This window comes from Azospirillum sp. BE72, from assembly GCF_031455875.1.
GTDB lineage: Bacteria > Pseudomonadota > Alphaproteobacteria > Azospirillales > Azospirillaceae > Azospirillum.
Window position 1 is genome coordinate 122,823 of the sequence record NZ_JAVDTO010000001.1, and the last position, 12,759, is coordinate 135,581.

11 protein-coding genes are annotated in these 12,759 nt (G+C 68.6%); 8 read left to right on the forward strand and 3 right to left on the reverse strand.

The window, feature by feature from the left end; genetic code table 11:
- Positions 1-46 precede the first annotated feature (46 nt).
- The 6 genes from J2Y49_RS00640 (at position 47) to J2Y49_RS00665 (ending at position 6,423) form a co-directional block, all read left to right on the forward strand.
- Positions 47-1,102: a PstS family phosphate ABC transporter substrate-binding protein gene (locus J2Y49_RS00640; RefSeq protein WP_310110877.1), complete on the forward strand. Its 1,056-nt coding sequence runs from the start codon at positions 47-49 to the stop codon at positions 1,100-1,102.
- Positions 1,103-1,130: 28 nt separating this feature from the next.
- The gene (pstC, locus tag J2Y49_RS00645; RefSeq protein ID WP_310110880.1) at positions 1,131-2,513 is read left to right on the forward strand and encodes a phosphate ABC transporter permease subunit PstC; all 1,383 of its coding nucleotides are present in this window, start codon (positions 1,131-1,133) and stop codon (positions 2,511-2,513) included.
- Positions 2,506-3,831 carry a phosphate ABC transporter permease PstA gene (gene pstA, locus J2Y49_RS00650; RefSeq protein WP_310110882.1) on the forward strand — a complete coding sequence of 442 codons (1,326 nt, stop codon included), beginning with the start codon at positions 2,506-2,508 and terminating at the stop codon, positions 3,829-3,831. The genes pstC and pstA overlap by 8 nt, the downstream gene beginning before the upstream one ends.
- 127 nt (positions 3,832-3,958) lie before the next feature.
- The gene (gene pstB, locus J2Y49_RS00655; RefSeq protein WP_310113279.1) at positions 3,959-4,705 is read left to right on the forward strand and encodes a phosphate ABC transporter ATP-binding protein PstB; all 747 of its coding nucleotides are present in this window, start codon (positions 3,959-3,961) and stop codon (positions 4,703-4,705) included.
- 120 nt (positions 4,706-4,825) lie between these two features.
- A complete protein-coding gene (gene phoB, locus J2Y49_RS00660) occupies positions 4,826-5,530 on the forward strand; it encodes a phosphate regulon transcriptional regulator PhoB (protein WP_310110883.1) in 705 nt (234 codons plus the stop codon).
- Positions 5,531-5,694: 164 nt separating this feature from the next.
- Positions 5,695-6,423: an SAM-dependent chlorinase/fluorinase gene (locus J2Y49_RS00665; protein WP_310110886.1), complete on the forward strand. Its 729-nt coding sequence runs from the start codon at positions 5,695-5,697 to the stop codon at positions 6,421-6,423.
- A 76-nt stretch (positions 6,424-6,499) separates the two neighbouring features.
- Here J2Y49_RS00665 and J2Y49_RS00670 read toward each other — a convergent pair whose 3' ends face one another.
- From J2Y49_RS00670 to J2Y49_RS00680, 3 genes are all read right to left on the reverse strand, one after another.
- Positions 6,500-7,225, reverse strand: a complete 726-nt coding sequence (locus tag J2Y49_RS00670) for a Bax inhibitor-1/YccA family protein (RefSeq protein ID WP_310110889.1) — start codon at positions 7,223-7,225, stop codon at positions 6,500-6,502.
- A gap of 145 nt (positions 7,226-7,370) precedes the next feature.
- Complete coding sequence (locus tag J2Y49_RS00675; protein ID WP_310110891.1) at positions 7,371-9,896, reverse strand: FtsX-like permease family protein; 2,526 nt, start codon at positions 9,894-9,896, stop codon at positions 7,371-7,373.
- Positions 9,897-10,098: 202 nt separating this feature from the next.
- Positions 10,099-10,866, reverse strand: a complete 768-nt coding sequence (locus J2Y49_RS00680; protein WP_310110894.1) for an ABC transporter ATP-binding protein — start codon at positions 10,864-10,866, stop codon at positions 10,099-10,101.
- 112 nt (positions 10,867-10,978) lie between these two features.
- On the opposite strand from J2Y49_RS00680, the gene J2Y49_RS00685 reads away from it, so the two are divergent.
- Positions 10,979-11,599: an arylesterase gene (locus tag J2Y49_RS00685; RefSeq protein ID WP_310110896.1), complete on the forward strand. Its 621-nt coding sequence runs from the start codon at positions 10,979-10,981 to the stop codon at positions 11,597-11,599.
- Positions 11,600-11,605: 6 nt separating this feature from the next.
- On the forward strand, positions 11,606-12,757 hold the full coding sequence (locus tag J2Y49_RS00690; RefSeq protein WP_310110898.1) for an FIST N-terminal domain-containing protein: 1,152 nt from the start codon (positions 11,606-11,608) through the stop codon (positions 12,755-12,757).
- The last annotated feature ends 2 nt before the right edge of the window (positions 12,758-12,759 follow it).

The following is a 12,759-nucleotide window of genomic DNA, read 5'->3' on the forward strand; positions in this document are numbered from 1 at the left end:
GCGCCATTCCGATGGACCAGTCTCCGTTTCTCCAAGGAGGGCACCCGTGACCACCCGGACCCATGTCTTCGCAGCGACCGCCCTGGGCCTGGGATTGGGCTTTGTCCTCGCCCTCGCCGCCACCCCCGCTTCGGCGCAGTCGCGCGACCAGATCCGCGCGGTCGGCTCCTCCACGGTCTTTCCCTTCACCACCGCGGTGGCCGAAGCCTTCGGCAAGACCGGCAAGTTCAAGACGCCGGTGATCGAGTCCACCGGTACCGGCGGCGGGCTGAAGCTGTTCTGTGCCGGCGTCGGCCCGGCCCATCCCGACATCGCCAACGCCTCGCGCCGCATCAAGAAGTCGGAGGTCGACCAGTGCGCCGCCAATGGCGTCACCACGATCACCGAGCTGAAGATCGGCTATGACGGCATCGCGCTGGCCTCGTCCAAGAAGGCGGCGCCGGTGTCGCTGTCGACCGTCGTGCTGTGGAAGGCGCTGGCAAAGGAGGTGCCGGTGAACGGCGCCCTGGTCGCCAACCCGTACAAGCTGTGGTCGGACATCGACCCGACGCTGCCCAAGGCGACGATCGAGGTGCTGGGCCCGCCCCCCACCTCCGGTACCCGCGACACCTTCAACGAGCTGGCGATGCTGGAGGGCTGCAAGAAGGTGGGCGAGGTCGCCAAGGCGGTCCCCGACGAGAAGGCGCGCGAGCGTGCCTGCATGACCATCCGCGAGGACGGCGCCTATGTCGAAGCCGGCGAGAACGACAACCTGATCGTCCAGAAGCTGACCGCCAACCCCAACGCCTTTGGCGTCTTCGGCTACAGCTATCTCGACCAGAACCGCGACACGCTGCGCGCGGCGAAGATGGACGGGGTGGAACTGACGGCGGAGACGGTGGCGGCCGGTCAGTACGAGCTGGCGCGTCCGCTCTACATCTATGTCAAGACCGCCCATGCCGGCGTCATCCCGGGCATCCGCGAATTCATCGGCGAATACACCTCCGAACGCGCGGTGGGCGAGGACGGCTATCTGGTCGACAAGGGCCTGATCCCGGAGCCGAAGGCCCTGCGCGACGCCGCCCGCACCCAGGCGGTCGGCCTGACGCCGCTGCAGTTCTGACCACCCATTCTCCCTCCGGGCATCCCGCATGCAGCTGACCCTTCTCGCCCTGATCCTGGCCCTGCTCACCGTAATCGGTTTCATGACCGGCCGGTCGCGGGCAGCGGCGTCCGTCGGCGGGCGGGTGGCGGAACTGCATTCGGTCCCCTCCTACCACGGCGTCTATGTCGCGCTGTGGGCCGGGCTGCCGGCGTTGCTGCTGTTCGTGGCCTGGACCGCGTCGGAAGGCTGGCTGGCCATGCAGCTGGTCCTGTCCTCCCTGCCGGAGCGGCTGACCACCGGCGACGGCCAGTCGGTCGCCCTGCTGAAGGCGGACATCCTCAACCTCGCCCGCGGCATCGCCACCGGGCGCGAGCCCGACCCCTTGGTGCAGGATGCCGCCCGACGCTATGCCGAGCTGCGCGAGCTTGCCGACTGGAGCCTGCTGGCCGTCGGCGCCAGCCTGGCGGTCGCCGGCCTCGCCTGGGGCCGCCACCGCATCGGCCCGGACCTGCGCGCCCGCCCGGTGGTGGAGCGGGTGGTGCGGGTGGCGCTGATCGTCTGCTCGATGGTCGCCATTCTGACCACGGTCGGCATCGTCCTGTCGCTGCTGTTCGAGGCGCTGCGCTTCTTCACCGTCGTCTCGCCGCTCGACTTCCTGTTCGGCACCCATTGGAGCCCGCAGATGGCGATGCGGGCCGATCAGGTCGGCTCCAGCGGGTCCTTCGGGGCGATCCCGCTGTTCGCCGGCACGCTGTTGATCACGGTCATCGCCATGCTGGTGGCGGTGCCGGTCGGGCTGATGGCGGCGATCTACATGTCTGAATATGCCGGGCGCGGTGTGCGCACCTGGCTGAAGCCGGCTCTGGAGATTCTGGCCGGCATCCCGACCGTGGTCTATGGCTTCTTCGCCGCGCTGACCATGGCGCCCTTCGTCCGCTCGGTGGGCGAGGCGCTGGGGCTGGACGTCAGTTCGGAATCGGCGCTGGCGGCCGGCATCGTCATGGGGGTGATGATCATCCCCTTCGTCAGCTCGCTGTCCGACGACGTCATCAACGCGGTGCCGCAGAGCTTGCGCGACGGCTCCTACGGCCTGGGCGCCACCAAGTCGGAGACGATCAAGCAAGTCGTTCTGCCGGCGGCGCTGCCGGGCATCGTCGCCGCGGTGATGCTGGCGGTCAGCCGCGCCATCGGCGAGACGATGATCGTCACCATGGCGTCGGGCCTGACCGCCAACATGACCGCCAACCCGCTGCAGGCGGTGACCACCGTCACCACCCAGATCGCCACGCTGCTGGTCGGCGACCAGGAGTTCGACAGCCCGAAGACGCTGTCGGCCTTCGGCCTCGGCCTCGTGCTGTTCCTCGTCACGCTCTGCCTCAACATGGTCGCCCTGCGGGTGGTCCGGACCTATCGGGAAAAATATGACTGACCTCGTCGAGCAGGACGTGTCGGCCGTGACGCCCTCCCCTGCCTCCTCCCCCGGCTCCAACACTCCGGCGAAGTCGCGCGTCAGGAGCGAGGCCTTCGCCCGCCGCCTGCGCGCCCGCCATGCCGCCGAACGCCGCTTCCGGTTGGCCGGCGCGGCGGCAGTGGCGCTGGCGGCGCTGATGCTGGTGGTTCTGCTGGGCTCGATCGTCGCCAAGGGCAGCACCGCCTTCTGGGAGGCGCGGATCAGGCTGGAGGTGACGCTGGACCCGGCCGAGGTCGCCGAGCGCAACTACACCCCCCTGCTGCGCCGGGCGCTCCATGCCCAATTCCCGCAAGTGACCGACCGCGCCGGCAAACGCGTGCTGAACGACCTGCTGTCGTCGGGCGCGCCCTACGAGCTGGAGGCGATGGTCGCCAAGAACCCGGCGCTGGTCGGCACCACTCTGACCGTCTGGGTGCGCGCCGACGACGAGATCGACCAGCTGGTGAAGGGCCGCTACCGCCGCGACCTGCCGGAGAGCGAGCGCGGCCTCAGCGACGCCAAGATCGCCGCGGCCGACGCGCTGCTGGCCTCCGGCACGTTGGCGCAGGGCTTCAACACCACCCTGTTCACCGCCGGAGACAGCCGCGAACCGGAACAGGCCGGCATCGGCGGCGCCGTCGTCGGTTCGCTGCTGACTCTCCTGGTGACCATGGCGCTGTCGGTGCCGGTCGGAATATCCGCCGCGGTCTATCTGGAGGAATTCGCGCCGAAGAACCGCTGGACCGATCTGATCGAGGTGAACATCAACAACCTCGCCGCGGTGCCGTCGATCATCTTCGGCCTGCTGGGTCTCGCCGTGTTCCTGGGCTTCTTCGGCATGCCGCGCTCCGCCCCGCTGGTCGGCGGGCTGGTGATGGCGCTGATGACGCTGCCGGTCATCATCATCTCGGCCCGCGTCGCGCTGAAGGCGGTGCCGCCGTCGATCCGCGAGGCGGCGCTGGGCATCGGCGCCTCGCCCCTGCAGACGGTTCTGCACCATGTGCTGCCGCTGGCGATGCCCGGCATCCTCACCGGCACCATCATCGGCATGGCCCGCGCGCTGGGCGAGACGGCGCCTCTGCTGATGATCGGCATGGTCGCCTTCATCGTCGACGTGCCCCACGGGCTGACCGACAGCGCCACGGTGCTGCCCGTTCAGATCTACATGTGGGCCGACAGCCCGGAGCGTGCCTTCACCGAACGCACCTCGGCGGCGATCCTGATCCTGCTCGGCGTCCTGATCCTGCTGAACGGGACGGCCGTGATCCTGCGCAAGATTTTCGAGAGACGGTGGTGAGCGCCCCATGAGCATTACAAGCGGCATCCCGAGCGGCATTCCGGGCCAGCTGAAGCTGCGGCCTCGCGGCGACCAGCGCCCCGGTCAACACCCTGGGCAGCGTTCCGGCGCCGACCTGCCGGCCAAGATGACCACCCGTGGGGTGAAGGTGTTCTACGGTGCCAAGCAAGCGCTGAAGGGCATCGACCTCGACATCCACGAGAACCGGGTGCTGGCGCTGATCGGCCCGTCCGGCTGCGGCAAGTCGACCTTCCTCCGCTGCCTGAACCGGATGAACGACACCGTCGAGGGCTGCCGGGTCGAGGGACGGATCGCGCTGGACGGCGAGGATGTCTACGGCAAGGCCGTTGATGCGGTGCAGCTGCGCGCCCGCGTCGGCATGGTGTTCCAGAAGCCGAACCCGTTTCCGAAATCGATCTACGACAACATCGCCTATGGCCCGCGCATCCACGGCCTCGCTTCCGGCCGCGACGAACTGGACGAGGTGGTGCAAACCTCCCTCAAGCGCGCCGGCCTGTGGGGCGAGGTGAAGGACCGCCTGCGCGAGCCCGGCACCAGCCTGTCCGGTGGCCAGCAGCAGCGGCTGTGCATCGCCCGCGCTATTGCCGTCAGCCCCGAGGTGATCCTGATGGACGAGCCCTGCTCGGCGCTCGACCCCATCGCGACCGCCCATATCGAGGAGCTGATCGACGAGCTGCGGGCCAACTACACCATCGTCATCGTCACCCACAACATGCAGCAGGCCGCCCGCGTGTCGCAGCGCACCGCCTTCTTCCATCTCGGCGAGATGGTGGAGTGCGACGACACCGAGGAAATCTTCACCAACCCGCGCGACGAGCGCACCCAGGGCTACATCACCGGCCGATACGGCTGAGAGCCCTGCCCCGAGCCCCGCCCTTGAGCCCTGCCTGATTTTTGCGCCCCTTCCCTCCTTTGTTGAAAAGGCTGTCCCATGCCGGTTAACGTCGAGACGCGCGCTGTGAACGGAGCCTCCATGAACGCGGCCCTGAAGCCGCTCGTCCTGGTCGTCGAGGACGAGGCCGACATTCTGACGCTGTTGAAGTACAACCTGGAAAAGGAAGGCTTCCGCGTCGCCACCGCCAGCGACGGCGAGGAGGCTCTGCTGGCCGCCGGCGAACAGACGCCGCACATCGTGCTGCTCGACTGGATGCTGCCGTTGATGAGCGGGCTGGAGGTCTGCCGCCAGCTGCGCCGCAACGCCAAGACCCGCGACATCCCGATCATCATGCTGACCGCCCGCGGCGAGGAAGGCGACCGGGTGCGCGGCCTGAATTCCGGTGCCGACGACTACATCACCAAGCCCTTCTCCCCAACCGAGCTGGTGGCGCGCATGCGCGCGGTGCTGCGCCGTGCGTCGCCCGGCATGACGGACGAGGTGCTGACCTTCGCCGACGTGACGATGGATCTGGCCGCCCACCGCGTACGTCGCAACGGCCGGGACGTACATCTCGGCCCGACCGAATTCCGCCTGCTGCGCCACTTCATGCAGCATCCCGGCCGCGTCTTCTCGCGCGAACAGCTGCTCGATCTGGTGTGGGGCCATGATGTGTACGTCGAGCCGCGTACGGTCGACGTACACATCCGCCGCCTGCGCAAGGCGATGAACGAGGTGGACGAGCTGGACCTGATCCGCACTGTCCGGTCGGCGGGGTATGCGCTGGATACGAAGTCGGTGTGAGGGAAAGTTATACCCCAACCTTGATCCTCCCCCGCTGGGCGGGGAGAAGATGAGTGCTTGTGCGGGTGGGCGACGGCAGTCCCTCCCCCGCCCAGCGGGGGAGGTTAGGTGGGGGTCCAACGTCCCCCCTGACATACCCCGCCCGGCAGCGCTACACTTCCCCCATGATCCTGCTCTTCACCGACTTCGGCCTCTCCGGCCCCTACACCGGCCAGATGAAGGCGGTGCTGGCGCAGCAGGCGCCAACCGTCCCCGTCATCGACCTGTTCGCCGACGCTCCCGCCTTCGACCCACAGCTGTCGGCCTACCTTTTGGCGGCCTACGCCGCGGCCTTTCCCACCGGCAGCGTCTTTCTCTGCGTCGTCGATCCGGGTGTCGGCACCGACCGGCGGCCGGTGATGGTGGAGGCCGATGGGCGCTGGTTCGTCGGCCCCGACAACGGCCTGTTCGCCCTGACCGCCCGCCGCGCAACGTCGTTAAACGCCTGGACCATCGACTGGATTCCGGACCGGCTGTCCGCCAGCTTCCACGGCCGCGACCTGTTCGCCCCCGTCGCCGCCAGCCTCGCCACAGGCCGGCCGGTTGAGCGCAGCCCGCTCCCCCGTGCCGCCATCGACCGTCCCGACTGGCCCGACGAACTGGCGCGCATCGTCTATGTCGATGTCTATGGCAACGCCATGACGGGCATGCGGGCATCCGCCCTGCCCGCCGATGCGGTGCTGAGCGCCGCCGGCACCCGCATCGTCCATGCCCGCACCTTCGGCGCGGTCGGGCCGGGGGAGCCGCTGTGGTACGGGAACTCCAACGGGCTGGCAGAGATCGCCGTCAACCGCGGGCGGGCCGACCGCATGCTCGGCCTCAGGCTCGGCGATGCGGTGACGATGGAGTCCTGAATGGACGCAAAAGAAAACCGCCCGGAAGCGGGTGCTTCCGGGCGGCTGATGCTTGTCCGATCAGGCGTCTTCAGGCTCAGTCGTTGTTGCGCTGGCCCAGGAACTGCAGCAGGAACTGGAACAGGTTGATGAAGTCCAGGTAGAGCGTCAGGGCGCCCATCAGGGCCAGCTTGCCGGTGCTCTCGTGATCGTAGCCCTCGGCGTAGCTTTCCTTGATCGACTGGGTGTCGTAGGCGGTCAGGCCGGTGAAGATCAGCACGCCGATCGCGGAGATCGCGAAGTGCAGGGCCGGCGACTGGAAGAAGATGTTCGCCAAGCCGGCGATGACCAGGCCGATGACGCCCATCATCAGGAACGAGCCCATCTTCGACAGGTCGGCCTTCGTGGTGTAGCCGTACAGGCTCATCGCCAGGAAGGTCGCGGCGGTGACGAAGAAGGTCAGCGCGATCGACGCCCCGGTGAAGACCAGGAAGATGGCCGACATCGACAGGCCCATCGCGCCGCAGTAAGCCCAGAAGATCATCTGTGCCGATGCGAAGGACAGGCGCTGGATGCCGAAGGACAGCACCATGACGAACGCCAGCGGGGCCAGCATCACCACCCACTTCAGCGGAGTGCCGAAGATGGCCGCCATCATGGCCGGGCTGGACGACACCAGTGCGGCGACCAGGCCCGTCAGAATAAGGCCGGCGCCCATGTAGTTGTACACGCGCAGCATGTGCTGGCGCAGGCCTTCGTCGAAGTATCCCCGATCTGTCGCGCGGCCTGCGGTCGCGAAGCGGTTATAGGTCGGGTCTGCCATGTTGGTTTCCTCGGTGGAATAGGGTGATCCCGTCGCCATGACATATTGGCGAGTCCGCAAATCGGTTCAATAGGAATCGGCAGCGGTTCTCCAAGATGAAAAAGCTTTCACGTTTCGTTTTTGCTACCGCTTTCTGCCGAGGGAATCACTCGTTGCGAAGCAATGGCGCGGACGGTTGCCCCAATGCCCGCCAAGTACCATAGAACCCGAAAGCGAGCGTGATCGCCGTGCTGAGCAAGGCCGTGGTGACCACCGCCGACGGCAGGAAACTCCACTCCCAATGCATCAGGAAGCGCAGCACCGCCCAGGCGGTCAGCGTGCCGATGCCGCCGGCGATGACCGCGGTCAGCAGGCCCAGCAACCCGTATTCCAGCAGGAAGGCGCGCAGTACGTCGCCGCGCGTCGCCCCCAGCACCTTCAGCACCACCGCGTCGTAGACCCGGCGGCGATGGCCGGCTGCCACCGCCCCGGCCAGCACCAGCGTGCCGGCGGCGAGCGTGATGCCGGCGACGATGCGCACCGCGGTGCCGATATGGCCCAGCATCTCCGACACCGTATCGAGCGCGTCCTTGATCCGCACCATGGTGATGTTGGGGAAGCGCTGCAGTACGGCGCGCTGCACCTGCGTTTCGGCATCCGGCGTGGCGCGGACCGTGGCGACCCAGGTCTGCGGTGCGCCTTCCAGCGTGCCGGGGGCGAAGACCATGGTGAAATTGATCGCCATGCTGCTGAAATCGGCGGCGCGGATGTTGGCGACCGTGGCCTCGATGCTGCGGCCCAGGATGTTGATCGACAGCGTGGCGCCGGGGCCGATGCCGAAAGCCTCGGCGACACTCTGGTGGATGGAGATCAGCGGCGGGCCGGCATAGTCGGCCGCCCACCAGCTACCGGCGGTGACGGTGGAATGCTTCGGCAACGTCGCCGAATAGGTGATGCCGCGGTCGCCGGCCAGGATCCAGGCCTGCTCCGGGTTGACCAGCGCCTTTTCGGCGTCCTGTCCGTTCACCCGCTCGATCCGGCCGCGTAGGCTCGGCACCGCCTCGAAGGCGCTGGTGCCGGGGATGCCGGTGACGAGGTCGCGCAAGGGATCGAACTGGTCGCGCTGGATGTCGACGAAGAAGAAGCTGGGGGCGTCCTGCGGGATCGTCTCCGACACCCGGCGGGAGAAATTGCCCTGGATCAGCGCGATGGCGACCAGCACCGTCAGGCCGAGCCCGAGCGACAGCACCACCGCCGCCGTAGGGTTGCCCGGCCGGTGCAGGTTGGCGAGCGCCAGCCGCAATCCCGGACGACGGACACGGCCCACGCGTTTCGCGCCCCAGGTGACCAGCGCCGCCGCGGCGCGGAAGGCGATGAAGGTGGCGATGGAGCCGCCGACGAACCACAGGGCGAAGATCTTGTTATGGGCGGTCAGCACCGCCAGTCCGGCGAGCGCGACCGCCGACGCGATCATCGCCAGCGTGTAGGGCATGCGCGGCCGGCCGGCGGCCGGGGCGATCACGTCGCGGAACAGGGCGCCGGCCGGCACTTCCCGCGCCCGGCCGAGCGGCCAGAGCGAGAAGGTCAGCGCCGTCAGCACGCCATAGAGGGCGGCCAGCGCCAATGCACCGGGATAGACGCCGATCTGGGCGGACACCGGCAGCACGCCGTCGAGAAGCCGTCCCAGCGCCAGCGGCGCAACGGCGCCCAGCGCCAGCCCGATGACGATGCCCAGCAGGGCCAGCGCCAGGATCTGCGCCAGATAGAGCTGGAACACCAGCGCGCCCGGCGCGCCGATGCACTTCATCATGGCGATGGTGCGGGCGCGTGAGTCCAGATGGCTGCGCACCGCATTGCCCACCCCGACGCCGCCGACCAGCAGCGCCGTCAGCCCGACCAGCGTCAGGAACAGCGTCATGCGGTCGATGAAGCGCTCGATCTGCGGCGAGGCGTTGGTGTAGTCGCGCATCCGCCAGGGCGCGTCGGGAAAGCGGGTGCGCAGGTTCTCCTGCCACGCCTTCAGGTCGGTTTCCGGCGGCAGCGCCACCTTGGCGCTCCACCAGGTGAGACTGCCGGGTTGCAGCAACCCGGTGCCCGACAGCGACGGCAGCGCCACCATCAGGCGCGGCCCCAGCGAGAAGGCGTTGGAGGAGGCGCGGTCCGGCTCGCGGTCCAGCACGGCGGCGACGCGATAGGCGCCCTCGCCGACATGGATGGTGTCGCCGGTCTTCACGCCCAGCCGGTCGACGAGGCTCGCCTCGATCACCGCACCCCAGCGGCCATCCTTCTGCGCCAGCGCGTCCCGCAGGTCGCCGCCGCCCACCAGGGTGACTGTGCCGTAGAGCGGGTAGACGTCGTCGACCGCCTTCAACTCGACCAGCGAAGAGCGGACGTCGTCGTCGGCACGGGCCATCGCCCGCATCTCGGCAGAGGTCGAGACCCGGCCGCCGGCGGTCAGCGCCGCCATCTGCTCGTCGGCCGGCGGGCTGTAGAGTTGCCGCAACGCGATGTCGCCGCCGAGGATGGAGCGCCCGTCATTGGCCAGCCCGTCGAGCAAGCCGCTCGACACCGACTGCACCGCGGCGATGGCGGCGACGCCGAGGGCAAGGCAGGCGAGGAAGACCCAGAAGCCCTTCAGTCCGGTGCGCAGCTCCCGCCGGGCAAGGCGGAGGGCGAGGGTGAGGTTGGTCATCGCGTTGCCCTCCCCCCGCGCCCGCGCCTATCCCCTCTCCCCCCCGGGGAGAGGGTTAGGGTGAAGAGGATGCATGGCGAGGAGTGTGTCTGTGACGAGGGTGTCGCGTACCAGGCTACGCCACGCCGTGCCCCCCCCTCACCCCGACCCTCTCCTCGGGGGGGAGAGGGAGAACCCACCGCAAACGTTCTTTCCATCCCCCTCACTCCCCCGCCGCCTGCAGCCTTGCGCGCCGTGCCGCCTGCCCGTCGTCGGCGATGCGGCCGTCGGCCAGCCGGACCGTCCGGTCGCAGCGGGCGGCGAGGCTCGGGTCGTGGGTGATCAGCACCAGCGTCGTGCCGCGTCGTTCGGCCAGATCGAACAGCAGCTTCACGATGGTGGCGCCGGTGTCGATGTCGAGGTTGCCGGTCGGCTCGTCGGCCAGAAGCAGCGACGGCTCGGTCACGAAGGCGCGGGCGAGCGCCGTGCGCTGCTGCTCGCCGCCCGAAAGCTGGCCGGGGTAATGGTGGATGCGGTGGCCCAGGCCCACCTGCTCCAGCCCGATGCGGGCGCGGTCGAAGGCGTCGGCGACCCCGGCGAACTCCAGCGGGATGGCGACATTCTCCAGCGCCGTCATGGTCGGCACCAGATGGAAAGCCTGGAAGACAATCCCCACATGCTGGCGGCGGAAGCGCGCCAAGCCGTCCTCGTCCAGCCGGTTCAGCTCCTGTCCGGCAACGCGGATGGTGCCGCCGCTGGGGCGCTCCAGGCCGGCCATCACCATCATCATGGTCGACTTGCCGGAGCCGCTGGGGCCGACGACGCCGACCCGCTCCCCGGCATCCACCTGAAGATTCACGCCCCGCAGGATGTTGACGGGCCCGGCACCGCTGTCCAATCTCAAGTGGACGTCGTCGAGTTCCACGATGGAATCATGGATGGGTCGGGCGATGGAAGTGGACGACGTTGCAGAGGATTGGACTTTGGACATGCGACTCTCGCACAAGCGGAACGGACCATCGCCATATGGCTCGACCCGCCGGGCTTTCAACATGGGCGCCATCGGCGCCGCGCTCGCCTTCGTTTTTGCGTCAGGGGTATCGATGACCGTTCCGACCCGCGCTGACGCCGCGCAGCCGGTGAAGCTGCTGGCGCTGGGCGACAGCCTGACCGCCGGCTACGGCCTGCCGGAACCGCAGGGCTTCACCCGCCAGCTGGAAAAGGCGCTGGCCGACAAGGGATACAGCGTCACCGTCATCAATGCCGGCGTGTCGGGCGACACCACCGCCGGCGGCCGGGCGCGGCTGGACTGGGCGCTGGCCGACAAGCCCGACGCCGCCATCGTGGAGTTGGGCGCCAACGACATGCTGCGCGGGCTCGATCCCGCACAGGCGAAGGACAACCTCGACGTCATCCTGAAGACGCTGAAGGATCGCAGGATTCCGACCCTGCTGGCCGGCATGTACGCCTCTCCCAGCCTGGGAAAGCCCTATACCGACAAGTTCAACGCCATCTATCCCGACCTTGCGAAGAGCTATGACCTGCCGCTCTACCCCTTCTTCCTCGACGGGGTGGCGCTGGAACGGTCGCTGATCCAGCAGGACGGGCTGCATCCCAATGCCCAGGGCGTGGCGACGATCGTGGAGCGCATCCTGCCGTCCGTCACCGCCCTGCTCGACAGTCTGCCGCAGATCCAGAAGACTACCGAAAAACCCGGAGGCTGACCCATCATGACCGTTACCCTGGACAGCGACACCCGCTTTCACGCCGCCTGCGCCGCCGGGGCGGAGTGGGGACCGACGGTCAAGGCCTGCCTGGACAAGCTGGGGCCGGTCGCCGGCTGCAACCTGGGCTTCCTCTACCTGACCGACGGGCTGGCGGAGCATGCGACCAGCATCGTCACCCTGCTGCGCGGCATCACCGGCATCCGCCATTGGGTGGGCACCGCCGGCATCGGCGTGATGGCGAACGGTGACGCCCTGTTCGACGAGCCGGGGCTGGCGATCATGGCCGCCCGCCTGCCGGAGGACAGCTTCCGCCTGTTCCCCACCCTGACCGACGGGCTGGAGCCCCTGCACCACAGTGCCGGCGGCTGGCTGGACAAGCATGGCGCGGCGCTGGCGCTGGTCCATGTCGATCCGCACCATGCCGACATGGCCGGGCTGGTGTCTCGCCTGTCAGAGGAGGCCGGCGTCTTCCTGGTCGGCGGCCTGACCGCCTCGCGCGGGGAGTTTCCGCAGATCGCCGCCGGGGCCGAGGACGCCGATCCGGTCGCCGACGGCGGCGTGTCGGGCGTGCTGTTCGCGCCCAACCTGCCGGTCGCCACCGCCCTGACCCAGGGCTGCCGCCCCATCGGGCCGACCCGCACCGTCACCGCCAGCGACGACAACGTGATCCTGGAGATCGACGGCCGTCCGGCGCTGGACGTCTTCAAGGAGGACATCGGTCCGGAGCTTGCCGCCGACCTGCGGCAGGTGTCCGGGCTGATCTGCGCCGGGCTGCCCATTGCCGGGTCCGACACCCAGGACTATCTGGTCCGCGACCTGATCGCCATCGACCCTCGCGCCGGCTGGATCTCCATCGCCGAACGGGTGACGACCGGCCAGCCGGTGATGTTCACCCGCCGCGATCATGAGACCGCCGCCGCCGACATGCGCCGGATGCTGGACAGCCTCAAGAAACGGGTGAAGGCGACGCCGAAGGGAGCGGTGTATGTCAGTTGCATCGCCCGCGGTCCCGGCCTGTTCGGCGCCGCCAATGCCGAGCTGTCGATGATCCGCGAGACCTTCGGCGACATCCCGCTGACGGGTTTCTTCGCGTCGGGCGAAGTGTCGCACAACCGGCTCTATGGCTATACCGGCGTGCTGACGCTGTTTCTGTAAAG

Bases quoted from the DNA above. Each gene is read 5' to 3' on its own strand.
- pstC (WP_310110880.1), top strand. From the start codon at position 1,131: ATGCAGCTGACCCTTCTCGCCCTGATCCTGGCCCTGCTCACCGTAATC.
- pstA (WP_310110882.1), top strand. From the start codon at position 2,506: ATGACTGACCTCGTCGAGCAGGACGTGTCGGCCGTGACGCCCTCCCCT.
- pstB (WP_310113279.1), top strand. From the start codon at position 3,959: ATGACCACCCGTGGGGTGAAGGTGTTCTACGGTGCCAAGCAAGCGCTG.
- phoB (WP_310110883.1), top strand. From the start codon at position 4,826: ATGAACGCGGCCCTGAAGCCGCTCGTCCTGGTCGTCGAGGACGAGGCC.
- J2Y49_RS00665 (WP_310110886.1), top strand. From the start codon at position 5,695: ATGATCCTGCTCTTCACCGACTTCGGCCTCTCCGGCCCCTACACCGGC.
- J2Y49_RS00670 (WP_310110889.1), bottom strand. From the start codon at position 7,225: ATGGCAGACCCGACCTATAACCGCTTCGCGACCGCAGGCCGCGCGACA.
- J2Y49_RS00675 (WP_310110891.1), bottom strand. From the start codon at position 9,896: ATGACCAACCTCACCCTCGCCCTCCGCCTTGCCCGGCGGGAGCTGCGC.
- J2Y49_RS00680 (WP_310110894.1), bottom strand. From the start codon at position 10,866: ATGTCCAAAGTCCAATCCTCTGCAACGTCGTCCACTTCCATCGCCCGA.
- J2Y49_RS00685 (WP_310110896.1), top strand. From the start codon at position 10,979: ATGACCGTTCCGACCCGCGCTGACGCCGCGCAGCCGGTGAAGCTGCTG.
- J2Y49_RS00690 (WP_310110898.1), top strand. From the start codon at position 11,606: ATGACCGTTACCCTGGACAGCGACACCCGCTTTCACGCCGCCTGCGCC.